The following is a 24,027-nucleotide window of genomic DNA, read 5'->3' as shown; positions in this document are numbered from 1 at the left end:
TGTCCGTGTGAGCTTCTAGTTGAGCTTGTTCTTGTGCTTACTCGTCGAACGCGCCGCGCTCGAACGCCGCGTATTCGGGCGAACCCGGGAAACGCCGGCGCAGCTGGGCCGCGAGCGTCGCCTCATGGGTCCGGTCGCCCAGCTTGCGCTGCACGCGCAGCGCGAGCCAGAGCGCGTCGGCCGGCAGTGTCTCGATGCTGGCCGTCTCGATCAGGCGATTCACGAAAAAACCGGCGCGCTGCATGTCGCGCCGCTCGTAGTACACCCGCGCCAGGCCGGCATTCACGGCCGGCAGCGCCGGGCTCAAACGCAGGGCTTCGAGCAGGTAGCGCTCGGCCGCGTCGACATTCCGGTTCTTGATGCTGCACGCACCCGCATTGACCAGCGCGGAGAGCGGCGTCTGGTAGGCGGGATTCTTGAGGGCGGCGTCGAAATAGCGCAGCGCGTCGAGCGGCTTGTTCACCGACTGGCACAGGAAGGTGCCATAGTTGTTCGCGAACTCGGGATTGCCCGGTTCGAGGCGCAGCGCGTGGCGATGGTTTTCGTCGGCCAGCGGGAACTGACCCATCGAGGTATAGATCAGGGCCCGCAGGCCATAGGCGTCGGCGTAGTTCGGATCGGCCGCCAGCGCCTGCTTGACTTCGTCGAGGGCGATCTCGTGCTTGCCCTCCTGGTAGTAGCCGACCGCCAGCTGCACCCGGATCGAGGCGCGCTTTTCCAGCGCGGTCTGGTCCGAGGCGGTCTTGAGTTCGCCGTCGCGCGTGGTCGTCGCGCCGCCCGCCCCCGTGCCGGCGCAACCGGCCAGCAAAGCGAGGGACAGGGTCGATGCGAATGCGAGCCAGGCGGCGGCGAATTTCATCAGGTCGGGATCTCCACGATGCGGCCGAAATCGGCGCCGAATTTCTTCTGGTACTCGGCCATCTTTTCCATGCGCTCGGCCACGCGGGTGCGGTCCTTGACCTCGCCCGCCAGCTGGCCGCAGGCGGCGTCGATGTCGTCGCCGCGCGTCTTGCGCACGGTGGTCACGATGCCGGCGTTCATCAGGACTTCGGCGAAGGCCTTGATGCGCGGGTTCTTGGAGCGGGTCAGGCCCGACTCGGGGAACGGGTTGAACGGGATCAGGTTGAACTTGCAGTTCACGCCCACCACCGGATCGTTCACCAGCGCGATCAGTTCGCGCGCGTGCTCGTCGCTGTCGTTGAAGCCGTCGAGCATGCAGTACTCGAAGGTGATGAAGTCGCGCGGCGCGAATTCGAGATAGCGCTTGCAGGCGGCCATCAGCTCGCGCAGCGGATATTTTTTATTCAGCGGCACCAGGATGTCGCGCAGCGCATCGTTCGAGGCGTGCAGCGACACGGCCATGGCCACCGGCACGTCTTGCGACAGCTTGTCGATATTCGGCACCACGCCCGAGGTCGACAGCGTCACGCGGCGGCGCGACAGGCCGTAGGCGTTATCGTCGAGCATCATCTTGAGCGCGGTGACGGTCGGCTCGTAATTGAGCAGCGGCTCGCCCATGCCCATCATCACCACGTTGGTGATCTGGCGCTCGCCTTTCGGGCCCGGTTCGATGCCCTTGGTACGGCGCAGTTCGAACTCGGCCATCCACAGCTGGCCGATGATCTCGGCGACCGTCAGGTTGCGGTTGAAGCCCTGCTTGCCGGTCGAGCAGAAGCGGCAGTTGACGGCGCAGCCGGCTTGCGTGGAAATGCACAGCGTGCCGCGGTTTTCTTCCGGGATGAACACGGTCTCGACCGCGTTGCCGTTGCCGACGTCGACCAGCCATTTGCGGGTGCCGTCGCTGGCCGTCTTGTCGCTCACGATGGCCGGCGCACGCACTTCGGCGCGCGACTTCAGCTTTTCGCGCAGCGACTTGGCCAGGTCGGTCATGCTGTCGAAATCCGACGCGCCGAACTGGTGTATCCAACGCTGCAGTTGCTTGGCGCGGAACGGTTTCTCACCCAAGTCGGCGCAGTAGGCGACGAGTTGCGCGGGATCAAAGTCCAGCAGATTGGTGAGAGTTGTCATGTCGTAATCCTATATTCCTGAACCTGCTCGCATCGCCCCGGGGGCGCAGGCGAGCAGGTTACTCATTTGGAGCCTTCCCTAGCAGGTGGTAGTCGCTGCTAGCGCGCCTGGCAAGCGTGGGCGGCGTTGCTCGTCGTTGCATGGCTAGCCATGCGGCCTCCTCGCGCCTTGCCCACACTTGCCATGCATCGCTATCAGCTTCCCCCCACCTGCCAGGAAAGGCTCCTATTAGTCCGGGGGAATCGATCCGGGGAACGCCCGGACTGCGCTCCCCCTTACTAATTAACGCGAGTAGACGTTCAGCGCCGGGAAGTAGTAAGCGATTTCCACAGCGGCGGTTTCGGCAGCGTCCGAACCGTGAACGGCGTTGGCGTCGATCGAGTCGGCGAAGTCGGCGCGGATGGTGCCGGCGTCGGCCTTCTTCGGATCGGTAGCGCCCATCAGGTCGCGGTTTTTCAGGATCGCGCCTTCGCCTTCCAGCACCTGGATCATCACCGGACCCGAGATCATGAAGTCGACCAGGTCCTTGAAGAACGGACGCGCAGCGTGCACTGCGTAGAAGCCTTCGGCTTCAGCGCGCGACAGTTGCACCATGCGGGCAGCCACGATCTTCAGGCCGGCTTCTTCGAAACGGCTATAGATTTTGCCGATCACGTTTTTTGCAACTGCGTCCGGCTTGATGATGGACAGGGTGCGTTCGATTGCCATGAGAAAACTCCAATAAAAGAAAGGTTTTGAACTGAGAAATTCGTTTGAACTTTAGGACTCAATCAACCTTTAATTTTACCATACCTGCCCCAGATATCCGATATTGCGGTCGTGGCAAGCATGGTGTTACAGTGGCGGAAAAGTCCGTCCGATGTGGGCCTTTCTTCATCTTCAGTTAAGAAAGATGCGATAGGATCAAGCTGACGTACCTTGCGTAGCACTCGCACGTACCATTTATCTAACCGGAGGCACTATATGTACCCTAGTACCCAACAGCAAAGTACCATCGACCTGAGCAAAGGTGGTCAGGCCACGCGTAACAAAGTGTTACGCAACACGTATTGGCTGCTGGCGCTGTCGATGATTCCTACCGTGCTCGGCGCGGTCGCCGGCATGTCTTTCGGCATCGCCTTCACCGGCATCATGGGCTTCGTGATCTTCCTCGCGGTTGCCTTCGGCTTCATGTGGGCCATCGAAAAGAACAAGGATTCCGGCCTGGGCGTGGCCCTGCTGCTCGGCTTCACCTTCTTCATGGGCATGATGCTGGCCCCGCTGCTGACCCACACGCTCAATTACTCGAACGGCGCCAGCCTGATCATGACCGCCTTCGGCGGCACCGCGGCCGTGTTCGCCGTGATGGCCAGCATCGCCACCACCACCAAGCGCGACTTCTCGGGCATGGGCAGCTGGCTGATGGCCGGTGTCGTCGTACTGCTGCTGGCGGTCGTCGCCAACATCTTCCTGCAGATGTCGGTGCTGTCGATCGTGATCTCGGTCCTGGCGATCGGCATCTTCTCGGCCTTCATCCTGTATGACGTGCAGCGCATCGTCAACGGCGGCGAAACCAACTACGTCACCGCCACCCTGTCGATCTACCTGAACGTGTTCAACATCTTCACCAGCCTGCTGCGCCTGCTGGGCATCGTGGGCGGCGACGACTGATCGATCGCGTCTCCAAAAGAAAACCGGCCTTCGCGGCCGGTTTTTTTATGGCTGGCTCAAACGCAGCAGGCGGGCGTCCAGGCCATCCGTCAGGACGTAGATCGCGCCATCCCGGCCGACCTTGACGTCGCGCAGGCGCTGATTCAATTCTGCCAACAAGGTCTGCTGCCCGACGATCCTGCCGCCATCGCGCACGACGCGGTGCAGGGCGCGACCTCGCAGCGCCGGCACCAGCAGGTCGCCACGCCATTCTGGAAACAATGCGCCATCGTACACGGCCAGGCCAGCCGGCGCGATCGACGGCGTCCATTCCAGCAGCGGCGCCTCGAAGCCGGCCAGGCGGCTGAACGGCGTGACGCGGCCGAACGGGTAATCGATGCCGGCCGTGACCAGCGGCCAGCCGTAGTTCTTGCCGGCCACGATGCGGTTGATCTCGTCGCCGCCGCGCGCGCCATGCTCGGTGAGCAGCAATTCGCCCGTGCCTGGGTCGACGGCGATGCCCTGCGGGTTGCGGTGACCGAGGCTGTAGACCTCGGGCGCGGCGCCGGGGCGATTGACGAAGGGATTGTCGGCCGGCGCCCTGCCGTCGCGGTCGAGCCTTACGACGGTGCCCAGGTGGTTGGCGGGGTTCTGCGCCTCTTCGCGGCGCCAGTTGCCGTCGCCGACCGTCAGCGCCAGCGTGCCGTCGGGCAGGAAAGCGATGCGGCCGCCGTTATTGCCGGCGCGCGGCTTGGGCGTGGAACTGAACAGGATCCGGACGTCTTCCAGACGGTCATTCCGCAGCCTGGCCCGCACCAGGCGCGTGCCATTGGCGCCCTCCGCGCCATGGCCCATCGTCAGGTACAGCAAGCCATTGCGCGCGAATGCGGGGTCGGGGGCGACGTCCATCAGGCCGATGGTGCCGCCGCGCTGGAACACAGGCGGCAGGCCATCCGTCGCGATCGGCGTCGATGCGCCGTCGGCGCCGATCGCCAGCAGGCGTCCGCCCATCTCGGTGACCAGCATGCGGCCGTCCGGCAGGAAGGCCAGCGACCATGGCCGCTCGAGTCCCCGCGCGACCGTCTCGATGCGGTAGCTGGCCGGATCGACCGCATCGGGGCGCCCGGCGGCGCCGGGCGACGTCACCAGGAACAGCAGCGCCGGGACCAGCGCCAGCATGGCCGCCAGCGCGGCATGGCGCCGCGGATCGCCCGGGCCGCGCGCCGGCGCGCTCATGCGGGCGTACAGCAGGCCGCCGACGATACCCGTCGCGGCCATCAAGGCGTGATCGGCGCCGCCGCGGGTCGCGGCGATGGCCGGCATGGGAATCACGTGCAGCATCAGCCAGAACGCCACCCACAGGGCGACGACCGCCGCCAGCGCGAAGATGGCGGCGCGCCATGGCGACGGTGCGCGCCGCGCCAGCAGGTGCCCGGCGCCGAACGCCGGCAACAGCGCGACCAGCGCGATGCCGGTCATGACCGCGCCAAAGCCGGCCAGGTCGCCCAGTGTGACCCGAAGCCGGTCCGCCAGGCCGATCGACGCGCCGAGCGCGCTGAGTTCGCCGAGATTGATCTGCGTCTGCACGACGCTGGCAACGGCCGCGGTCGCCACCGCGGCGGCCAGCCAGTCGGCGAGCCGCCGGGTGAATTCCTTCATTTCATTCCTTCCGATGTCTCGGCGGCCGGACGCGTCAGCGCGCCTCGACCAGCTCCTTGATCCGCACCGCCAGCGCGTCCACCGCGAACGGCTTGGTCAGCACCTGCATGCCTGGCATCAGGTGGCCGTTGCCGATCAGGCTGTTCTCGGCATAGCCGGTGATGAACAACACCTTCAGCTCCGGCCTGCGCTCGATGCCGGCTTCCGCCATCTGGCGACCGTTCATGCCGCCAGGCAGGCCGACATCGGTCACCAGCAGGTCGATGCGCGTATCGGACTGCAGCAGCTTGAGTCCGGCCACGCTGTCGGCCGCTTCGAGCGCCACGTAACCCAGGTCTTCCAGCACCTCGGTCACCAGCATGCGCACCGACGGCTCGTCGTCGACCACCAGCACCGTCTCGCCCTGGCCGGCCGGCGCTTGCGGCGCCGGCGGCAAGCCGATGTCTTCCGGCTTGAGCTCGCCATAATAGCGCGGCAGGTAGAGGCAGACGGTGGTGCCCTCCCCCACCTCGGAATAGATGCGCACCTGGCCGCCCGACTGGCGCGCGAAACCGTGGATCATCGACAGGCCCAGGCCCGTGCCCTCGCCCATCGGCTTGGTGGTGAAGAAGGGTTCGAACACCCTGGCCACGATCTCCGGCGTCATGCCGGCGCCGGTATCGGTCACGCAAAGAGACAAGTACTGGCCTTCCGGGATGTCGTGCGCCCTCGAGGCCGAATAGTCGAGCCATTTGTTGGCGGTCTCGATCGTGATGCGGCCGCCGTCGGGCATGGCGTCGCGCGCGTTGATGCACAGGTTCAGCAAGGCGTTCTCGAGCTGGCCGGCATCGACCAGCGTCGGCCACAGTCCCACCGCGCCAACCACCTCGAGCGTGACCTGGGGCCCGATGGTGCGCCTGATCAGCTCTTCCATGCCGGACACCAGCGCATTGACGTCGACCGGCGTCGGGGCCAGCGTCTGGCGCCGCGAGAAGGCCAGCAGGCGGTGCGTAAGCGCGGCGGCGCGCCGGGCGGCGCCCTGCGCCACCGCGACGTAACGCTCGAAGTCGCCGAAGCGCCCCTGGCGCATCCGGATCTGCATCAGGTCGAGCGCGCCGGTGATCCCGGCCAGCAGGTTATTGAAGTCGTGGGCCAGGCCGCCGGTGAGCTGCCCCACGGCCTCCATCTTCTGGGCCTGGCGCAGCTGCTCCTCCAGGTGGCGCTGGGCCGTCGTCTCGATCCCGACGCCGGTGCGGCGCAGCGGCTGCCCATGTTCGTCGAGATAGGTGCGCCAGCGCGAATGCACCCAGCGCACGACGCCATTCGGATGCCGCAGGCGGTACTCGAAATTGGCGTCCTTGCCCGAGGTGAGGCTGTCCGCGATCTCGGTCATCAATGCCGGGCGATCGTCCGGATGGATGTTGGCCATGAGTTCCTCGGCCGGCAAGCCGCCGGCGGCGCGCACCGGATCGACCCCATACAGGTCGGCGATCGCGGCGTCGCAGACATAGGTGCGCGCCTGCAGGTCGGCGGTCCAGATGCCGACGCCGCCCACCGAATGCAGGGCCAGGCGGGTAAAGTCCTCGGCGTCCTGCAAGGCCTTCTCGCGCCGGTGCTCGTGCGTCAGGTCGCGCCCGGCGGCATACACCTTGCCCTCTTCGAAGGCGCCGGTCCAGCCGAACCAGCGCCATGAACCGTCCCGGTGGCGGAAGCGGTATTCATAGGGCGTCGCCAGCGGCCGCTCGAGGATGCCCGCGAACGCGGCCAGCGTCGCATCGAGGTCGGCGGGATGGGTGAACTCGATGAACTTCCGGCCGACGATCTCGTCGTCGGCATAGCCCAGCAGCCTGCTCCATGCCGGATTGACCGCCTCGATCGTCCCATCTTGCGCGGCGACGACCAGCAGCTCCCGGGAAAAGCGCCAGAAGCGTTCGCCATGATGCTCGTCGTTATTGCCGTGTTTGGTAGTGTCCATACGCACCTCTGTTTCCCAACAGTAAAACCGAGATGGATAGCGCGGTCTGTACGGTGTCGCTCATCCGTTACAGCTGCTTACCAAAACGCGGCAGCTTGCAGACCTCAGGCGGCGTCGGGCGGCGCGGGCACGTCGGCCGGCACATAGTGCGCGCCATCGGCGGGCCGCGCCGGCTTGTCTCCCAGCTCGAACACGCCGATCGACTCGACGTGCGAGGTGTGCGGGAACATGTTCACCACGCCCGCCTTCTTCATCACATAGCCGGCCTTGTGCACCAGGATGCCGGCGTCGCGCGCCAGGGTCGACGGGCTGCACGAGACGTAGACGATGCGCTGCGGCATCAGGTGTTCGTGGGTCTCGCGCAGTTCGGCCAACGCAAGCGCCAGCGCCATGGCGCCGTCGCGCGGCGGGTCGATCAGCATGCGATCGAATTTGCCCAGCGCGACCAGGTCGTCCTTGGTGACTTCGAACAGGTTGCGGGTCGAGAACGAGGTCTTCTCCGCCAGGCCGTTCGCCTTCGCATTGTCCAGCGCGCGCGTGGTGAGGGCCGTGCTGCCTTCGATGCCGACCACCTCGCGCGCCTGGGTCGCCAGCGGCAGGGTGAAGTTGCCCAGGCCGCAGAACAGGTCGGCCACGCGGTCGTCCTGCTGCACTTCGAGCAGGCGCAGCGCCTTCGACACCAGCACGCGGTTGATGTGATGGTTCACCTGGGTGAAGTCGGTCGGCTTGAACGGCATGCGGATGCCGAACTCGGGCAGCGTGTAATACAGCTTCTTGCCCAATGGGTAGAACGGATAGGCGGTGTCCGGGCCCTTCGGCTGCAGCCACCACTGGATCTCCCATTTGTCGGCGAAGGCCTTGACCAGCACCTCGTCGGCCGGCGTGAGCGGCGCCATGATGCGCAGCACCAGCACCGTGGTCTCTTCGCCGATCGCCACCTCGATCTGCGGCATCTGGTTGTAGATCGACAGGGCGCCGACCAGCTCGCGCAGCGGCACCAGCAGGCGCGCGACGTGGTCCGGCAGGATCTCGCAAGTGGTGATGTCGGCCACATAGGACGAGGCGCGCTCGTGGAAGCCTACCAGGACCCCACCCTTCTTCGCCACGTGGCGCACCGACAGGCGCGCGCGATAGCGGTAATCCCAGGTCGGGCCATACATCGGGCGCATGATCATCTCGGCCTTCACTTTACCGAGGTGCCACAGGTTGTCTTCCAGCACGCGGCCCTTCATCGCCACCTGCGCGCTCGGCTCCAGGTGCTGCATCGAGCAGCCGCCGCAGTAGCCGAAATGCTGGCATTTCGGCTCGACCCGCATCGACGAGGCGCGCTGCAGGGTGACCATGCGGCCTGCTTCCCAGTTCTTTTTCTTGCGCGTCGTCTCGAAGCTGACGCGCTCGCCCGGCAGCGCGCCTTCGACGAAGATCACCTTGCCTGGCGAGCCGTCCTCGTTTTCGAGGTGGCCAACGCCGCGCCCGTCCATGTCGAGGGATTTGATGTCGATGAAGATTTCTTGCATGGTGATGAGAAAGTGGAGTGAAGGCAGGAGCCGGCCCCGGCCGGCGGCGCATGCTTCAAAGGCCGCGCATAAAAGAAAAATGGCCGAAACGGCCCGGCGGGCATGATAGCAAGGAATCGAAGTGGGCGCTACCTGGTAGGGTTGCCGTTACAACAATGAATCGCGCACCACGCCGCGCGCCGCCATCGCGCGCTTGAGCTTGACCAGCGCTTCCTGCTGGATCTGGCGCACCCGCTCGCGCGTCACGCCCATCTCTTCGGCCAGGGTTTCCAGGGTGGCCGGATCGTCGTTGTCGAGGCCGAAACGGCGGGTGACGACCAGGCGCTGCTTGTCCGGCAGCCGGGTCAGCCAGTCGCGCACCAGCAGCGCCACCTCCTGCTGCTCGGCGTGGGCGTCGGGGCTGCCTTCGCCGTCGTCGGGCAACATGTCCATCAGGCTCGATTGCGGATCGTTGTCGAGCGGCGCATCGAGCGAGGTCGCGTGCTCGGACAGGGTCAATATGTCTTGCACTTCCTCGACCGGGCGGCCGACCAGGCTGGCGATGTCCTCGCTCGAGGCTTCCTTGCCGTCGTGCTTCTGGGCTTCGAGATGGTATTTGGCGCGCAGCACGCCGTTGAGCTCGCGCACCATGTGCACCGGCAGGCGCACGGTGCGGGCCTGGTTCATGATGGCGCGCTCGATGCTCTGGCGGATCCACCAGGTGGCATAGGTCGAAAAGCGAAAGCCGCGTTCGGGCTCGAACTTGTCGATGGCGCGCATCAGGCCGATATTGCCCTCCTCGATCAGGTCGAGCAGGACCACGCCGCGGTTGATGTAGTGCTTGGCGATCGAGACGACCAGGCGCAGGTTATGCTCGATCATCTTCTGGCGCGCGCCGAAGTCGCCGGACTTGGCCAGGGTGGCGAAGTGGACTTCTTCGACGGCCGTCAGGAGCGGCCTGGCGCCGATCTGGTTCAGGTAGTGCTGGGTGGTGTCGGTCGCGAGCTCGGCCTGCAAGACCTTGCCCAGCTCGTCGACCGTGTCGATGCTGGCGTGGCGCGCCAGCGCCTCTTCGCCCGCCGCGCCGCCCGCGCCGTCGACGCGGTCGACATGGTCGAGATCGCCGTCGGCATGCGCGCGCCCGCTTTCCGGCTCATCCGGAAACTCGTCCGTATCCTCCTGGTCCAGCGGGTGCGGCGGCTGCGTCATACCGTTCCTAACGAACGGGCAAGAACCTCGTCGGGTCGACCGGCTTGCCCTGCTGACGAATCTCGAAGTGCAACTTGACCGCGTCGGCGTCGGAGTCGCCCATCTCGGCGATCACCTGGCCACGGCTCACGTTATCGCCCTCCTTGACCACGATCTTGCGGTTGTGGGCATAGGCGGACAACAGGCTGTTGCTGTGCTTGACGATGACGAGATTACCATAACCGCGGATGCCGCTGCCAGCATACATTACCTTGCCCGAGCCGGCGGCGACCACCGGCTGGCCCATCTTGCCGGCGATGTCGATGCCCTTGTTGCGGCCATCGTCGAAAGTGGCGATGACGCGGCCTTCCGAAGGCCACATCCAGCTCAGGCGCGCTTCGTCGCTGGCGGCCGGGGCGGCAGGCGTGGCCGGCGCGGTGGTGGCCGGCGGCGTGGCGGTGGCCACCTTGCCTTCGCTGTAAGGGGTCTTGTCGGCGCGCGGCTCGGTCTTGCGCGGCACGCTGGCCGACGGCGGCATCGGCACCGGCTGGGTCTGCACATTGGCGCTGCGCTCGCCTTCCGGCTGGGTCACGCGCAATACCTGGCCGACCTTGATGTCGTCCGGATTGGCCAGGTTGTTCCAGGTCACCAGATCGCGGTAGTTCTGGCCGAAGTCGAGCGCGATGCGCAGCAGGGTGTCGCCCTTGCGCACGGTGTACATGCCGCGCTCGTCCTGTTTCGGCGCTTCTTCCACGCGCGCGGGCGCTGGCCGGCTTGGCGCGGCGGTGACGGGGCGCTCGACGACCGGCGCCTGGCGGGTGGTGGTGGAACAACCGGCCACGAGGCCGATGAGGATCGTCAGGAGGGCTAAACGCGGTGCTTGTGTCATTGGCATTCTATTGTCTTATCGGCGTACGGCGGGCCTGGCGGCCCCTGTTGGGTTTTCAGATGGTGCCTGGGCGCAGCGGCACGAAGTGGCACGCTTCCAGCGTTTCGCTGGTCCACTCGGATTTGCCGGTGCGGGTAATACGGTGCAGGTGCTGCACCTGGGCGCCGACCGGCGCCACGAGATGCGCGCCGATGGCCAGCTGCTCGAGCAGGGCCCGCGGCACCTCGAGCCCGGCGGCGGCGAGGATGATGCCATCGAAAGGCGCGACCTGCGGCAAGCCTAGCATACCATCCCCATACTGCAAACGCAGGTTCGATATCCGCAGCGGCCGCAGATTGGTCTTTGCGAGCTCGTGCAAGGGCTTGATGCGCTCGATCGAATACACCTCTTTCGCGACGAAGGACAGGACCGCGGCCTGGTAGCCGCAGCCGGTGCCGATCTCGAGCACTTTCCCCAGCGTGGCGCCGGGACGCATCGCTTCGCGCATTGCTTCGATCATGCGGGCGACGATATAGGGCTGGGAAATCGTCTGGTTATGGCCGATCGGCAGCGAGGCGTCGACATACGCCTGGCCGGACATCGCCGGCTCGATGAACAGGTGGCGCGGCACGGTTTCCATCGCCATCAGGACCTGCGGATCGCGCACGCCCTGGCGCGCGACGCGGCCCACCATCGCGCGGCGCACCGCCTCGGTGGCCGCCAGGTCGGAACGCTGGGCGGCCGGCGCGCTGCTGGCCGCCTGCACATAGCCTGGCGTGCGTGGCGCCGGGCTCGGGGACGGCGGCGTCCTGGCGCCGGTATAGGTGGTGGCGTTGCGGGTGGCGGTCTGCGGCGTCTGCACCGGCGCCGGCGTGCCGGGCTTGCGCACGCCGCTCGTCACCGACGACAGCGGCAGCGGAAAATTCGGTCGCGCATCCTTCATGCCAACCCTCCCGCCAGCAGGGCCAGCTGGGTCTTGTGGGTCAGGTCGATCTGCAGCGGCGTGATCGACACGCGGCCCTGCGCGGTCGCGTGGAAGTCGGTGCCCTCGCCGGCGTCGCGGCAGGCGCCGGGAGCGCCGATCCAGAAGATCTCGCGGCCGCGCGGATCCTGCGCGCGGATCACGGGCTCGGCCTGGTGGCGGCGTCCGAGGCGGGTCGGGGTCAGCGGGCCAATCTCCTCGTACGGCAGGTTCGGGATGTTCACGTTCAGCAGGAAAGGCTTGGGCAGCATGTCGAAACCGCCGGCGGCGAAACGCTCGACGATGTCGCGCGCGACGCGGGCGGCCGAATCGACGTGGGCCCAGCCACCGTGCACCTGCGAGAAGGCGATCGCCGGCAGACCGAACAGGAAGGCTTCGGTGGCGGCGGCGACGGTGCCGGAGTACAGGGTGTCGTCGCCCATATTCTGGCCATTATTGATGCCGGAAACCACCAGGTCAGGCGGCGCATCGGACATGCCGGTCAGGGCGATGTGCACGCAGTCAGTCGGCGTGCCATTCGTGAAATAGAAGCCGTTGGCCGATTTGTAGACCGACAGCGGCCGGTCCAGGGTCAGCGAATTCGAGGCGCCCGAGCGATTGCTGTCGGGTGCGACGACGACGATGTCGGCGATCGGCGCGAGCGCGTCCGCCAGCGCCTGCAGCCCAGGCGCCAGATAACCGTCATCGTTACTGATCAAGATTCGCATGGCGGAGATTTTACCCGAAGCAACGCCTGTATCGACGCCCGGCAGCAGAAATTCACGCCTGGATTTCACAATCCGGGACGGCCGATGAACCGTCTGATAACAGTGCGGCGGCCATGCGACAGTTTACTGGACAGGCTGACAAGCCCGGCGATAACCACGCAATGCCGTCCTGTCAAGTTGCTTGTCGCGCAGTTAATTCGGGGGTGGCGCGGTAGCGATGGCAAGTCGGCGCAGCGCGATGCGAAGCCGGCCAGGCTGCTGTGGACTGGCGCCGCGCAATGGATGTCGGTTCGATGCCGTCGAGCCAGGGCCGGTGAATCCGGGCTGGCAAGTCGACAAGTTGGCGCGGCAAGGGCTCGGCGGGACGGCGGCCCGTTGGACTGGTGGACTGGTGGACTGGTGGACTGGTGGACTGGTGGACTGGTGGACTGGCGGACTGGCGGACTGGCGGACTGATGGTCTGCGGGCAAGCGGGGCCGGTCGGCGGCTCGGCGCCCGGCGATCCGGGCATACGGGCGCCGGCATACGGGCACCGGCATACGAGCGCCGGCATACGGGCGCCGGCGCAAGCACTTGCCCGGACCATGCCGGGGGTCGAGGCTGGCGCAGCGCCCGCCCCGCGCTGTCAGCGCATCGCCATCGGATTGTCGCGCGCCGCCTCGATCAAGGCCCCTTCGAGCAGCGACACTTCGTCCTGGGTGAAGGACAACAGCGCATCCTTGTCGCCCTCTTGCAGATAGACCTGCTTGATCATGGCGGCGCCGCGCCGGCGCAGCGGATGGGCGGCGCTGGGCCTGAGCACCGAGGTGCGCAGGCTGTCGGCCAGCGCCCTGGCTTCTTCAGGACTGCGGCTGTCGATCAGGTTCTGCAACTCGGTAAGCTTGTGGCCCAGGTTGTCGGCCGCATGACTGGTTTCGGCATGCTCGCGCGGCGCCGCAAGTTCATGCTGTCCGTGCGCTGCAACGCCGTCCGCCGCAGGCGGCGACGATGACAGGCCGGGCGCCACGCCGCCCGGCGACAGGCTGGAGCCGGATGCCCCGCTGTGCGCCCGCATCTGGTCCCGCATCTGGTGTGTCAGCTGCACCTGCACGGCATCGTCCAGGGCGCCGCCGGACGGCGGCGCGCCTTCGACCTCGCGCAAGTGCTGGCGCAGCTCGGCCACCTGTTCGCGCAGGCGGCGCGCGGCTTCGGCCTCGCCCTGCTGGCCCAGGGTGGAGGCCAGCCGCAGCTGCATATTGAGCGTTTCGGGATGGCCGGCTCCCAGGTGCCGCTCGCGCGTGCGCGCCAACGATTCCTGGATGCTGCGCACCGCCGCCAGGTCGCCCTGCGCCGCCAGGATCTCGGCCAGCGCCTCGCGCGCCGACAGTGTGCCGGCGGCGTCCAGGCCGTCGTGACGTTCATGGGCCCGCAACACCGATTCGAGCATGCGCCGCGCGTTGCCCAGTTCGCCCGTCTCGCCCAGCAGCAGCGCCAGCCGCTGGCCGCAACGCAGGGTGTCGGCATGCTCGCTGCCCTGGCGCCGGCGACGGGCGTCGAGCACCCGTTCGACCACGATGCGGGCGCGTTCGAATTCGCGCTGCTGCACCAGGCTATGCGCCAGGTCTTCGAGGCAGTCGAGCGTGACCAGGTGTTCGGCGCCGAGCGCGCGTTCGCAGGTGGACACCACCTGCTCGTGCAGCGCCAGCGCGCGCTCGCCCTCGCCCAGCGCGGCCAGCGCCCGCGCCAGCTGCGAGCGCGCCGCCAGCGTCTCGGGCGCATCAGGACCGGCCGTGCGCGCGCAGGCCTGGACCAGCAGGTCGTAGTGGCGGCGCGCCTCTTGCACGACGCCGCTGTCGAGCAGGAGCGCGGCCAGCGCGACGCGGGCCTGGCGCGTGGCCGCATGGTCGTCGCCAAGCAGGCGTTCGCGCACGGCCAGGCTTTCTTCGAGGCAGGCGCGGGCTTCGTCGCGGCGCCGCTCACGGCGGCACAGCTCGCCCAAGCGGCCGAGGTGATCGGCCAGCGACGGTGAGCCGATGTCGTCGCCGCCGGCCTGGCGGCGGGCCTGCGCGACCGCCGCGCGCAGGCGCACTTCGGTCAGCGACTGCCAGGGGAAGCGGCCCGGCGCCAGCCATTCGGCCAGCAGCGCGGCATGGCGCGCCAGCGCACGGCGGTCGCCGCCCGGGCCGGCGGTGGACAAGGCGTCGGCCAGCGCCAGCTGGGTCTCGTCGAACCAGCTGTCGAGGTTGACGCGCGACCAGCCATAGCTGGCGCGCAGCAGCGCCTCGATGCGCGGCTGGTAACCCGGGCCATGGCGCGCATCGCCGCGCCGCCAGCGCGCATGCGGGTCGCTGCGCGCGCCGTCGGCCGTGCAGGCCAGCGGGTAGAGCAGCAGCGGACGCTGTTCTTCTTCGTGGGTGCAGCGGTAATCGATGGCGCGCCGCAGCATGCCTTCGATGCCTTCGATGCTGCCCGGCGCCGGCGTGAACAGGCCCACCAGGCGGTCGGGCACCAGGGTCGAGCACACGCTGACGGCGGCCGAGCGCCCGGCGGCGGTGGCGACCAGCACGTGGCCGAAATGCTGCGCCAGGCGCGCCGCGAAGCGGCGGAACAGCGCCGGGCAGGCGTCGAACAGGGCTGGGTAGTCGAGCCGGCCGGCGCGTTCGGCATAGCTGCCGTCGAAGCGTCCGGCGCGCAGCAGGTAGAGCGGACGGCGGCCGTCGGCGCGCTCGAGATAGGCCTGCCAGCCGACGCCGTCGATCACGCGGTCGGCCAGCTCCTCGCCGCGGCCGGCGGTGTTGCGCAGCCGGGCGCGGCAAGCCTCGAGGAATTCGAGCAGCCCGGGCCGGGCCGCGTCGCCGGCGTCGGTGGCATGCGCGCCCGCAGGCGCCGCCGGGTGCGCGGGCGCCGGCCCGGCGCCATGCAGGGAAACAGGCAGGTCGGCATACGGTTCATCGGCCGGCACTGCGAAATGGCGATGCAGTGCCGGCGCCTCGAGATCCCAGTCGATCACCAGCACCGGCGCCTCGGCGTCCCCACCCGCCAGCTGCAGCGCCAGCGCCGCGAGCACGGCATTGCGCGCCGCGCCGCCCTCGTAGGCATAGAAGCTCGTCACCGCGCCTGGCGTGGCCAGCGGCTGGAGCGAGATACCTTGTTGGTCCATATGGCTCCTCATTCTTTTGGAAACGTCAGTTCTGGAACATCGCGCCATTCGGGTGGGACAGCGGGAAGCACGAATTGGTTGCAGTCGTGGTCGAGCGGCGTATGCTTTTTTTGACATGCATAATGGGCTGCAATCCGCTTGACCATCTTGTCAATGTCCGGCAAGAAGTCTGGATTCGACATCAGATCGGGCGTGGCCATCGTGTAGTGCGAGAAGTCGACATAGAAGCGCGCGTCGCTGATCTGGGGCGGCAGGGATTCGGGGTGGCGCGTCATGACGACCGGGATGATCAGGCGGCTCGGCAGCGTGTACCACTTGCCGCGCTCGGCCTCGATCAGGCGCATGGCCTCGTACTCGCGCCGCGTATAGGCGTGGGCCTCGTACTTGGGCGTGTAGATGAGGATCATGCAGACGCTCTCGCACATGGCGCGTGCGATCTTGCGGTCGAGATCGTCGCCGCCGCCCAACTGCTCGGTATCGACAAACAGTTCGTCTTCGTTGTCGAAGTAGGGTTCGAGATAGCAGCGCAGGGCGTCGGCCAGGGCCGACTTGAAGCGCTGCATCAGCGCGTGTCGGCCGTGGGCATAACTGAAGAAACAACCGTAACGAATTGCCATGCTTGTCCTCTGGTCCCGGCGCGCGTGGCGCCCGCATCCCAAGACTCTAGCGCGCGGACCCCTGCCGGCTTTGCGGGCGGACAAGCAGACACGGGCCTTGCGGACGAAGATTCGCTCTCTTTCTTAAGGCATAATTCGCCCCGCCAATAACCCCGCCAATAAAACTGTGAGGAAGCAATGAAAGCCGTACGCTGCACCGCTTGGGGACCACCAGACAGCCTGGTGCTGGAAGACTTGCCGGAACCGGTCGCCGGCCCGGGCGACGTCGTGGTGGACGTGAAGGCGGCCGGCGTCAACTTCCCCGACGTGCTGACGGTCCAGGGCAAATACCAGGTGCGTCCTCCCCTTCCCTTCACGCCGGGCAACGAGTTCGCGGGCGTGGTGCGCGCCGTCGGGGCCGACGTCCGCGGCTTCGTCCCCGGCCAGCGCGTGATCGGTTTCACCCGCACCGGCGCCTTCGCCGAGCAGGCCGTGGCCCCGGGCAGCGCCTTCCTCCCGATGCCGGACGACATGGACTTCGATGTCGCCGCCGCGATCACGCTCACCTACGGCACCTCGTACCACGCGGTCGCCGACCGCGCTGCCTTGCAGCCGGGCGAAACGATGCTGGTGCTGGGCGCGGCCGGCGGCGTGGGCCTGGCGGCGATCGAGATCGGCAAGGCCCTCGGCGCGCGCGTGATCGCGGCCGCGTCCAGCGACGAGAAGCTGGCGGCGTGCAAGGTGCACGGCGCCGACGTGCTGATCAATTATGAAACCGCGGACTTGCGCGAAGCGCTGCGCGCCGCCACCGATGGCCGCGGCCCGGACGTCATCTACGATCCGGTCGGCGGCAAGTACAGCGAACCGGCGCTGCGCTCGATCGCCTGGCGCGGACGCCACCTGGTGGTGGGCTTCGCGGCCGGCGAGATCCCGCGCCTGCCGTGGAACCTGATGCTGCTGAAAGGGGCGTCGGTGGTGGGCGTGTTCTGGGGCGACTTCACGCGCAAGGAGCAGGATGCGCACCTGGCGGCGATGGCGCGCATCACCGGCTGGATCGCGCAAGGGAAACTGCGGCCGCTGGTGTCGCGGCGCTATGCGCTGGCCGACACCGCGCAGGCCTTGAACGACATGGCGGCGCGCAAGGTCATCGGCAAGGTGATCATCGTGCCCTGACGCCGCTCAGGCCGCGCTCAGGCCGCGCTCTCGTCCGCCTCTTCGACCGGCCGGAAGAACTGGATCACCTCTTCCTGCACCCGGGTGCGCTTGAACGACGGCAGGCTCTGCCAGATGCGGCGACCATACGGCTTGGTGATGATGCGCGGATCGCAGATCATCAGCACGCCGCGGTCGTCGACGTCGCGGATCAGGCGTCCGGCGCCCTGCTTCAGGGTGATGATCGCCTCGGGCAGCTGGTGGTGCATGAAGCCGTTCATGCCCTGCTTTTCCATCACCTCGATGCGCGCGGCCAGCACCGGATCGTCGGGCGGCGCGAACGGCAGCTTGTCGATGATCACCAGCGACAGCGCATCGCCGCGCACGTCGACGCCTTCCCAGAAGCTCTGGCTGCCGACCAGCACCGCATTGCCCGCATTGCGGAAGGAATCGAGCAGTTCGGTACGGCCGCGCTCGCCCTGCACGAACAGCGGGAAATCCCAGCCGCGTTCGGCGAACTCGGCGCGCAGGCGCTCGGCCACCTTGTTGACGGCGCGGATCGTCGTGCACAGGAAGAAGGTGCGGCCGCCGGCGGCCTCGATCACCGGCAAGGCGGCATCGACCACCGCGTCGGTGTACACGGCCGCCTGCGGCTCGGGCAGGCCGGTCGGCACGTACAGGATGCCCTGGTTCTGGTAGTCGAACGGGCTGGGCCAGGTCTTGGCCGGCTCGCCGGTCAGTCCCAGCTGGTCTGAGAAATGCTTGAAGTCGTTCTTCACCGCCAGCGTGGCCGAGGTGAAGATCCAGCTGCGCGGCGTGCCTTCGCGCTGGCTGGCGAAGATCGGCGCGATCGACAGCGGCGTCTTGTGCAGTTGCAGCGAAGACGAGAAAGCCTCGGCCCACAGCACCGCCTGCTCGTTGGCCGGCGCCTTGTGGTCCGGCTTCCAGGCCTCGAAGGCGGCGGCCAGCTCGTGCGCACGCACGCGGCAGGCTTCGATGGTTTCGGCGCGCGCGGAATTTTCCTCCAGCACCGTGATCATGCCGGCGATTTCTTCTTTGAGCTTTTCAAGTGCCGGGAAGAACTGGGAGGTCGGCATGATCTGCGGCAGCGACAGGCGCAAGTTGCCGTCGCCGAAGGACAGGCGCAGGTCGCGCGCGGCCTTCTCGACCACGGTCACCACCTTGGCCCAGTCCGGGCCGCCGCGCGCATGGGCCAGGCCTTCGGCCAGCACGTCGCGGCACAGTTCCAGCACTTGCGAGGTCGAGACCGACTGGCCGAAGAACAGGGTCGCGACGTCGGGCAGCTGGTGCGCCTCGTCGAAGATGATGGTATTGGCCGACGGCAGCAGCTCGGCCACGCCGGTATCCTTCAGCGCCACGTCGGCGAAGAACAGGTGGTGGTTGACCACCACGACATCGGCCTGCTGCGCTTCCCTGCGCGCCTTCATCACGAAGCAATCCTGGTAGTACTGGCATTCGGCGCCCATGCAGGTGTCGCGCGTGGAGGTGACCAGGTTCCAGACGGTGGCGGTCTCGGGCACCTTGGCCAGCTCGGCCTTGTCACCCGAGCTCGTCATCTTGATGAAGCGCGAGATCTCGCGCAGGTGGCCGACATCGTCGCGCGAGGTCAGGCGTCCGTTCTGCAGGGTGCGCTCGAGATGGAAATGGCAGACGTAGTTCGAGCGGCCCTTGAGCAGGGCGACCGAGACCGGCGCGCGCAAGGCGGCGCGCACGGTAGGGATATCGCGCAAGAACAATTGATCTTGCAAGTTCTTGGTGCCGGTCGAGACGATGGTCTTGCCGCCCCACAGCAGCGCCGGCACCAGGTAGGCGAAGGTCTTGCCCGTGCCCGTGCCGGCCTCGGCCATGAGCACTTGCTGGTCGGCGATGGCCTGGGCCACGGCCTTGGCCATCTCGGTCTGCGACTGGCGCGGCTTGAACGTGCCGACGGCGGGTGCGAGCGGGCCGCCGGCGCCGAACAGGCGATCGACGTCGGCGTCGTACTTGCCGGCGGGAGCCTGGGATTCCAGTGTTGCGGGAGCAATAGTCTCTACCGCATCCGGAGAAGCAGAAAGTTGGTCGGTCAAAATACGTGGTTTCGTTGGGCCTGGGAATGAATCAGGCCGGGATATCGGGTACCAGCTGCATCTTCAGCAGCGTAATATGATCTTTGAGCTGCAGTTTACGCTTCTTGAGGCGGCGCAGTTGTAACTGGTCGGCATGACCGTCCGCCGTCAACAGGGAGATGACGGCGTCGAGGTCGCGGTGCTCCACATCGAGTTCGATAATACGGCGCTGGATGTCCTGTACGTCAGTCATGTTGGATGCAGTTACGGGAAAGAATGGCGAAAAGCGCCGGCCAGGGCGGGCGCTCCGGATTATGCTATCTTGTTGCTACAAGATTAACTTGCAAGCTGGTGGCTTCTCAGTGCATAGTTTAATCGAGGCGGAGGTTGCCGCCAACAAAGATTGGCGTTAGCGTCCTGGAAAACACGGATTTATGACTTCTTACAAGATCGAAGCGGGCACCGCGCAACACATCGGGAACCGCCCCCAGCAGAACGACCGCGCCGCCCTGTTCACCGGCGCCCGCGCCCCAGGCTACGTGCTGGCGGTGCTGTCGGACGGGGTCGCCAGTCCGGCCGGGGCCGACCAGGTGCTGCACACGGCGCGCCAGGTCTTCGACGAATTCAAGCCCGGCGACCGTCCCGGCATCGAGCGCCTGGCCCAGCTGCTGCACGAGATGATCAGCGAGACCCACACGGTGATCAAGATGAATGCCGTGGCCACGCAGGCCGAGATTCACGCCAGCTTCGTCGGCCTGGTGATCAGCCCGCACGGCGAGGCGGTCTGGGCCCACGTGGGCGATTCGCGCCTCTACCGCTTCGAGCACGGCAAGTGCGCGGTGCGCACGGGCGACGCCGCCTATGTCGAGCACCTGGTCGCCAGCGACCGCCTGCCGCCGGAGGCGGCGCGCAATCACCGCCGCTCCAAGCTTTTGCTCAATGTATTGGGAAACAGCCGCAAGGAACCCTTCGTCACGACCGGCAGCCATACCGGGCTGGCCGCGGGCGACAGCTTCCTGCTGTGCTCGGACGGCCTGTGGCATTTCTTCACCGACGCCGAGCTGGCGGCCGTGACCGCCAGGACGACGCCGCGCCAGGCCTCCGAAATGCTCATCAACAAAGCCACCGAGCGCTCGCAAGGCAAAGGCGGCAATTGCACCATGGCCATCGTGAAGCTGGTCAAGCCGGCCCAGGACGGGTCGTTCGCCGGTCAGCGCTAGTTCGTTGGCGCCGGCTGATTGCCGTTCGCCCGCTTCGCTTCCTCGGCCGCGCGCTGGGCCGCCTTGGCTTCGCGCTCGGCCACGCGGCGCGCCACTTCTTTCTGGCGTTCTTCCGACTTGCGACGGCGCTCTTCATAGGCCGCGACATTGGCCGCGCGCTCCGCGGCTTCCTTCTCGGCGTTCGCCGCATTTTCCTGGGCCCGCTGCTGGTTGCGCACCACGCGCGACTCGCCCGGCTTGGTGCGTGGCGGCGGCAGCGCGGCGGCGGCCGAGTCCTTCGCCGGCGCCGGATCGGCGGCCAGCCTGGCTTCTTCTTGCGCATAGGCGGCATCGGCTGCGGCGATCGCCTTGTCGCGCTCCTCGACCTTGAGGCGACGCAGATAGTGCGAGGCCTCGATCTCGATCGCGCGCTGCGTCACCAGGGCCGCGCGCCGCACTTCGCGGGCTTCATCCAGGCAGCGGTTGACGAAGAATTTGTCGTAGCAAACCACTTCGCGCTCGGCAAAACGGGCCTCGATCGCGGCGCGCTCGGCCGCGACCGCGGCCAGGCGCTGTTCGGCCTGTTCGGGCGACGTGGTGGGCGCCGGCGGCGCCTCCTGCTGCGCCAGCTCGGTGCTCGAGCAAGCCGCCAGTAACAGGGTAAATGCGGCGGCTGCGGTAGCGCGCAGCATCGGTTGTCTTGTCATGGTGTTCCTTTCGATCATGCAATGGCGTCGGCCGCGCCGCGCCGTTCGGCCAGCAGGTACTCGCGCGACTGCATCTCGATGATACGCGATACGGTCCGGTGGAATTCGTTCGCCAGCTGGCCCTTGGTGTACAGCTCTTCCGGTTCGACTGCGGCCGACATGATCAGCTTGACCTTGTGGTCGTAGAACACGTCGATCAGCCAGGTGAAGCGGCGCGCCTCGGACGACTGGGCGGCCGACATCGCCGGGATGCCGGACAGGATCACGGTGTGGAACTGGCTGGCCAGTTCCAGGTAGTCGTTCTGCGAGCGCGGGCCGCCGCACAGGGTGGCGAAATCGAACCAGATCACGCCGCCGGCGCGGCGCAGCGCGCGGATCTCGCGCTTTTCGATGGTCACCACCGGCGCTTCGTCGGCGGTGTCGGCCACCCTGGCATAGGCGTCGCGCAGCGCCTTGTCCGACGCCGCGTCGAGCGGCATGTAATAGGCCTCCACCTGCTCCAGTGCGCGCTTGCGGTAGTCATTGCCGGCGTCGACGTTCAGGACGTCGAGTTTTTCCTGCAGCAGCGCGATGGTGGGCAGCATGCGGTCGCGGTGCAGGCCGTCCGGATACAGGGTCGACGGCTCGTAATTGGAAGTCATCACGAAGCTCACGCCGTTGTCGAACAGGGCCTTGAGCAGGTTGTACAGGATCATCGCGTCGGCGATGTCCGAAACGTGGAATTCGTCGAAGCAGATCAGGCGATATTTCTTGGCGATGCGCTTGGCCACTTCGTCGAGCGGATCGGCCACGCCTTTCAGCTCATCCAGCTGGCCGTGCACGGCGCGCATGAACTCGTGGAAATGCAGGCGCGTCTTGCGCACCACCGGCACCACCAGGTAGAACGAATCCATCAGGAAGGATTTGCCGCGCCCCACTCCGCCCCACATGTACACGCCCCTGGGCACGTCGGGCCGGTTGATCAGGCGCTTGAAAGCGGACGACCGCTGGGCCTTGTAGTGGACCCAGTCGTCGTACGCCTGTTGCAGGCGGTCCACCGCCATCTGTTGCGCCGGGTCTGACTTGAAGCCGCGCTCGTTCAGCGCGTGCTGGTAATACTCTTGGACATTCATATTCTTACCGCTGTAAACGTAATGTGGGCGGGGAAACCCGCCCACATTACGGGATACCGTTCGCCGGCGCCGCGTCCACGGTGCCGACGAATGCTCCTGTTTGCTTAGAAGTTCAGCGAACGCTTGTCGACTGCCAGCGCGGCTTCCTTGGTCGCTTCCGACAGCGACGGGTGCGCGTGGCAGATGCGGGCGATGTCTTCCGACGACGCCTTGAACTCCATCGCGACCACGGCTTCCGAGATCAGCTCGGAGGCCATCGGGCCGACGATGTGCACGCCCAGGATTTCATCGGTGGTGGCATCGGCCAGGAACTTGACCATGCCCGAGGTGTCGCCCAGCGCGCGCGCACGACCATTCGCCATGAACGGGAACGTTCCCGCTTTGTAGGCGATCTTTTCGGCCTTCAGCTGTTGTTCGGTCTTGCCGACCCACGCGATTTCCGGCGAGGTGTAGATCACCCATGGAATCGTGTTGAAGTTGACGTGGCCATGCTGGCCGGCGATGCGCTCGGCAACCGCCACGCCCTCTTCCTCGGCCTTGTGCGCCAGCATCGGGCCGCGCACGACGTCGCCCACCGCCCACACGCCCGGCAGGCTGGTGCGGCATTCGTCGTCGACCACCACGAAGCCGCGCTCATCGAGCTGCAGGCCCACGGTCTCGATGCCGAGGCCGTTGGTGTTCGGCACGCGGCCGATCGAGATGATCAGGCGGTCGAAGGTAGCCTTCTGTTCGGCGCCGGTCGAATCGGCGTATTCCACGGTGACGTCGTTGGCGCCCTTGGTGATCGCGCCGATCTTGCAGCCAAGGTTGATCTTCAGGCCCTGCTTGGTGAACAGCTTGTGCGCTTCCTTGGCGATCTGCTCGTCGACCGCGCCCAGGAAGGTCGGCAGGCCTTCCAGCACCGTGACGTCGGCGCCGACACGGCGCCACACGCTGCCCATTTCCAGGCCGATGACGCCGGCGCCGATCACGCCGAGCTTGCCCGGCACGGCGTCGATCGCCAGGGCGCCGGTGTTCGACAGGATCAGTTTCTCGTCGAATTCCGCGCCCGGCAGCTGGCGTGCGTTCGAACCGGTCGCGACGACCACGTTCTTGGCGCTGATGGTGTCGGTGGTCGGGCCGCTGACGTTGATGGTGTAGCCAGCGTCGCCTTCCGCCTTGCCGGCGAAGGCGCCGCGGCCGTGGAAGAAGGTGACCTTGTTCTTCTTGAACAGGAACAGGATGCCGTCGTTGTTCTGCTTGACGATGGTGTCCTTGCGCTTGAGCATGGTGCCCAGGTCGAGCTCCAGGCCCGAGACCTTGATGCCGTGGTCGGCGAAGGCGTGGCCGGCGTGTTCGAAGTGTTCCGACGATTGCAGCAGCGCCTTCGACGGGATGCAGCCGACGTTGGTGCAGGTGCCGCCCGGGGCAGGCTTGCCGGCGGCGTTGCTCCACTCGTCGATGCAGGCGGTCTTGAAGCCCAGCTGGGCTGCGCGGATGGCGGCGATGTAGCCGCCAGGACCGCCGCCGATCACGACGACGTCAAATTGTTTATCGCTCATTACT

20 protein-coding genes are annotated in these 24,027 nt (G+C 66.8%); 3 read left to right on the top strand and 17 right to left on the bottom strand.

The features are described 5' to 3' along the window. Positions 1-37 precede the first annotated feature (37 nt). The 3 genes from pilW to ndk form a co-directional block, all read right to left on the bottom strand. Complete coding sequence (gene pilW, locus HMPREF9710_RS10660; protein ID WP_005666244.1) at positions 38-859, bottom strand: type IV pilus biogenesis/stability protein PilW; 822 nt, start codon at positions 857-859, stop codon at positions 38-40. Then, positions 859-2,028: a dual-specificity RNA methyltransferase RlmN gene (gene rlmN, locus HMPREF9710_RS10655; RefSeq protein WP_005666242.1), complete on the bottom strand. Its 1,170-nt coding sequence runs from the start codon at positions 2,026-2,028 to the stop codon at positions 859-861. Before rlmN ends, pilW begins: the two co-directional genes overlap by 1 nt. A gap of 282 nt (positions 2,029-2,310) precedes the next feature. Further along, a complete protein-coding gene (ndk, locus tag HMPREF9710_RS10650; RefSeq protein ID WP_005666240.1) occupies positions 2,311-2,736 on the bottom strand; it encodes a nucleoside-diphosphate kinase in 426 nt (141 codons plus the stop codon). A 255-nt stretch (positions 2,737-2,991) separates the two neighbouring features. On the opposite strand from ndk, the gene HMPREF9710_RS10645 reads away from it, so the two are divergent. Beyond that, entirely contained in the window at positions 2,992-3,678 is a 687-nt protein-coding gene (locus HMPREF9710_RS10645; RefSeq protein WP_005666239.1) for a Bax inhibitor-1/YccA family protein, read from the top strand. A 45-nt stretch (positions 3,679-3,723) separates the two neighbouring features. Here the strand turns inward: HMPREF9710_RS10645 and HMPREF9710_RS10640 are convergent, their stop codons facing one another. The 9 genes from HMPREF9710_RS10640 to HMPREF9710_RS10600 all read right to left on the bottom strand — a co-directional run bounded on the left by HMPREF9710_RS10640 (position 3,724) and on the right by HMPREF9710_RS10600 (position 16,267). Further along, positions 3,724-5,316: a PQQ-dependent sugar dehydrogenase gene (locus tag HMPREF9710_RS10640; RefSeq protein WP_005666238.1), complete on the bottom strand. Its 1,593-nt coding sequence runs from the start codon at positions 5,314-5,316 to the stop codon at positions 3,724-3,726. Positions 5,317-5,350: 34 nt separating this feature from the next. Beyond that, the gene (locus HMPREF9710_RS10635) at positions 5,351-7,270 is read right to left on the bottom strand and encodes a hybrid sensor histidine kinase/response regulator (protein WP_005666236.1); all 1,920 of its coding nucleotides are present in this window, start codon (positions 7,268-7,270) and stop codon (positions 5,351-5,353) included. 104 nt (positions 7,271-7,374) lie between these two features. Beyond that, positions 7,375-8,787 carry a 23S rRNA (uracil(1939)-C(5))-methyltransferase RlmD gene (rlmD, locus tag HMPREF9710_RS10630; RefSeq protein ID WP_005666235.1) on the bottom strand — a complete coding sequence of 471 codons (1,413 nt, stop codon included), beginning with the start codon at positions 8,785-8,787 and terminating at the stop codon, positions 7,375-7,377. Positions 8,788-8,934: 147 nt separating this feature from the next. Further along, positions 8,935-9,975, bottom strand: coding sequence for an RNA polymerase sigma factor RpoS (gene rpoS, locus HMPREF9710_RS10625; RefSeq protein ID WP_005666233.1), 1,041 nt, complete (start codon positions 9,973-9,975; stop codon positions 8,935-8,937). Between the two features lie 7 nt (positions 9,976-9,982). Next, the gene (locus HMPREF9710_RS10620) at positions 9,983-10,843 is read right to left on the bottom strand and encodes a peptidoglycan DD-metalloendopeptidase family protein (protein ID WP_005666231.1); all 861 of its coding nucleotides are present in this window, start codon (positions 10,841-10,843) and stop codon (positions 9,983-9,985) included. Positions 10,844-10,898: 55 nt separating this feature from the next. Continuing rightward, on the bottom strand, positions 10,899-11,765 hold the full coding sequence (locus HMPREF9710_RS10615; protein WP_005666230.1) for a protein-L-isoaspartate(D-aspartate) O-methyltransferase: 867 nt from the start codon (positions 11,763-11,765) through the stop codon (positions 10,899-10,901). Beyond that, entirely contained in the window at positions 11,762-12,511 is a 750-nt protein-coding gene (surE, locus tag HMPREF9710_RS10610; RefSeq protein ID WP_005666228.1) for a 5'/3'-nucleotidase SurE, read from the bottom strand. The genes HMPREF9710_RS10615 and surE overlap by 4 nt, the downstream gene beginning before the upstream one ends. A gap of 625 nt (positions 12,512-13,136) precedes the next feature. Continuing rightward, positions 13,137-15,650, bottom strand: a complete 2,514-nt coding sequence (locus tag HMPREF9710_RS10605) for a tetratricopeptide repeat protein (protein WP_005666227.1) — start codon at positions 15,648-15,650, stop codon at positions 13,137-13,139. An 8-nt stretch (positions 15,651-15,658) separates the two neighbouring features. Further along, positions 15,659-16,267 (bottom strand): toll/interleukin-1 receptor domain-containing protein, encoded by a 609-nt coding sequence (locus tag HMPREF9710_RS10600; protein ID WP_005666225.1) that lies wholly within the window; start codon positions 16,265-16,267, stop codon positions 15,659-15,661. A 177-nt stretch (positions 16,268-16,444) separates the two neighbouring features. Between HMPREF9710_RS10600 and HMPREF9710_RS10595 the strand changes: the two genes are divergently transcribed. Beyond that, positions 16,445-17,419, top strand: coding sequence for an NADPH:quinone oxidoreductase family protein (locus HMPREF9710_RS10595; RefSeq protein ID WP_005666224.1), 975 nt, complete (start codon positions 16,445-16,447; stop codon positions 17,417-17,419). 17 nt (positions 17,420-17,436) lie between these two features. On the opposite strand, the gene yoaA is transcribed toward HMPREF9710_RS10595, so the two are convergent. Both yoaA and HMPREF9710_RS10585 read right to left on the bottom strand, forming a co-directional pair. Beyond that, a complete protein-coding gene (yoaA, locus tag HMPREF9710_RS10590) occupies positions 17,437-19,485 on the bottom strand; it encodes a DNA repair helicase YoaA (RefSeq protein ID WP_005666223.1) in 2,049 nt (682 codons plus the stop codon). Between the two features lie 31 nt (positions 19,486-19,516). Then, positions 19,517-19,717, bottom strand: coding sequence for a YdcH family protein (locus HMPREF9710_RS10585; protein WP_005666222.1), 201 nt, complete (start codon positions 19,715-19,717; stop codon positions 19,517-19,519). A 181-nt stretch (positions 19,718-19,898) separates the two neighbouring features. On the opposite strand from HMPREF9710_RS10585, the gene HMPREF9710_RS10580 reads away from it, so the two are divergent. After that, the gene (locus tag HMPREF9710_RS10580; RefSeq protein WP_005666221.1) at positions 19,899-20,684 is read left to right on the top strand and encodes a PP2C family protein-serine/threonine phosphatase; all 786 of its coding nucleotides are present in this window, start codon (positions 19,899-19,901) and stop codon (positions 20,682-20,684) included. On the opposite strand, the gene HMPREF9710_RS10575 is transcribed toward HMPREF9710_RS10580, so the two are convergent. The 3 genes from HMPREF9710_RS10575 to lpdA form a co-directional block, all read right to left on the bottom strand. After that, positions 20,681-21,370 carry a hypothetical protein gene (locus HMPREF9710_RS10575; RefSeq protein WP_005666219.1) on the bottom strand — a complete coding sequence of 230 codons (690 nt, stop codon included), beginning with the start codon at positions 21,368-21,370 and terminating at the stop codon, positions 20,681-20,683. The two genes, HMPREF9710_RS10580 and HMPREF9710_RS10575, sit on opposite strands and share 4 nt — an antisense overlap. 14 nt (positions 21,371-21,384) lie before the next feature. Beyond that, positions 21,385-22,482 carry a cell division protein ZapE gene (gene zapE, locus HMPREF9710_RS10570; RefSeq protein ID WP_005666217.1) on the bottom strand — a complete coding sequence of 366 codons (1,098 nt, stop codon included), beginning with the start codon at positions 22,480-22,482 and terminating at the stop codon, positions 21,385-21,387. Positions 22,483-22,586: 104 nt separating this feature from the next. Beyond that, positions 22,587-24,023, bottom strand: a complete 1,437-nt coding sequence (gene lpdA / locus HMPREF9710_RS10565; protein ID WP_005666216.1) for a dihydrolipoyl dehydrogenase — start codon at positions 24,021-24,023, stop codon at positions 22,587-22,589. Positions 24,024-24,027 lie beyond the last annotated feature (4 nt).

It is taken from the genome of Massilia timonae CCUG 45783 (genome assembly GCF_000315425.1).
Lineage (GTDB): Bacteria > Pseudomonadota > Gammaproteobacteria > Burkholderiales > Burkholderiaceae_D > Telluria > Telluria timonae.
Note: the sequence above shows the minus strand (reverse complement) of the source record. Positions and strands in the feature narration are given on the sequence as shown.

Coding starts and splice junctions, on each gene's coding strand:
- pilW (WP_005666244.1), bottom strand. CDS start 859: ATGAAATTCGCCGCCGCCTGGCTCGCATTCGCATCGACCCTGTCCCTC.
- rlmN (WP_005666242.1), bottom strand. CDS start 2,028: ATGACAACTCTCACCAATCTGCTGGACTTTGATCCCGCGCAACTCGTC.
- ndk (WP_005666240.1), bottom strand. CDS start 2,736: ATGGCAATCGAACGCACCCTGTCCATCATCAAGCCGGACGCAGTTGCA.
- HMPREF9710_RS10645 (WP_005666239.1), top strand. CDS start 2,992: ATGTACCCTAGTACCCAACAGCAAAGTACCATCGACCTGAGCAAAGGT.
- HMPREF9710_RS10640 (WP_005666238.1), bottom strand. CDS start 5,316: ATGAAGGAATTCACCCGGCGGCTCGCCGACTGGCTGGCCGCCGCGGTG.
- HMPREF9710_RS10635 (WP_005666236.1), bottom strand. CDS start 7,270: ATGGACACTACCAAACACGGCAATAACGACGAGCATCATGGCGAACGC.
- rlmD (WP_005666235.1), bottom strand. CDS start 8,787: ATGCAAGAAATCTTCATCGACATCAAATCCCTCGACATGGACGGGCGC.
- rpoS (WP_005666233.1), bottom strand. CDS start 9,975: ATGACGCAGCCGCCGCACCCGCTGGACCAGGAGGATACGGACGAGTTT.
- HMPREF9710_RS10620 (WP_005666231.1), bottom strand. CDS start 10,843: ATGACACAAGCACCGCGTTTAGCCCTCCTGACGATCCTCATCGGCCTC.
- HMPREF9710_RS10615 (WP_005666230.1), bottom strand. CDS start 11,765: ATGAAGGATGCGCGACCGAATTTTCCGCTGCCGCTGTCGTCGGTGACG.
- surE (WP_005666228.1), bottom strand. CDS start 12,511: ATGCGAATCTTGATCAGTAACGATGACGGTTATCTGGCGCCTGGGCTG.
- HMPREF9710_RS10605 (WP_005666227.1), bottom strand. CDS start 15,650: ATGGACCAACAAGGTATCTCGCTCCAGCCGCTGGCCACGCCAGGCGCG.
- HMPREF9710_RS10600 (WP_005666225.1), bottom strand. CDS start 16,267: ATGGCAATTCGTTACGGTTGTTTCTTCAGTTATGCCCACGGCCGACAC.
- HMPREF9710_RS10595 (WP_005666224.1), top strand. CDS start 16,445: ATGAAAGCCGTACGCTGCACCGCTTGGGGACCACCAGACAGCCTGGTG.
- HMPREF9710_RS10585 (WP_005666222.1), bottom strand. CDS start 19,717: ATGACTGACGTACAGGACATCCAGCGCCGTATTATCGAACTCGATGTG.
- HMPREF9710_RS10580 (WP_005666221.1), top strand. CDS start 19,899: ATGACTTCTTACAAGATCGAAGCGGGCACCGCGCAACACATCGGGAAC.
- HMPREF9710_RS10575 (WP_005666219.1), bottom strand. CDS start 21,370: ATGACAAGACAACCGATGCTGCGCGCTACCGCAGCCGCCGCATTTACC.
- zapE (WP_005666217.1), bottom strand. CDS start 22,482: ATGAATGTCCAAGAGTATTACCAGCACGCGCTGAACGAGCGCGGCTTC.
- lpdA (WP_005666216.1), bottom strand. CDS start 24,023: ATGAGCGATAAACAATTTGACGTCGTCGTGATCGGCGGCGGTCCTGGC.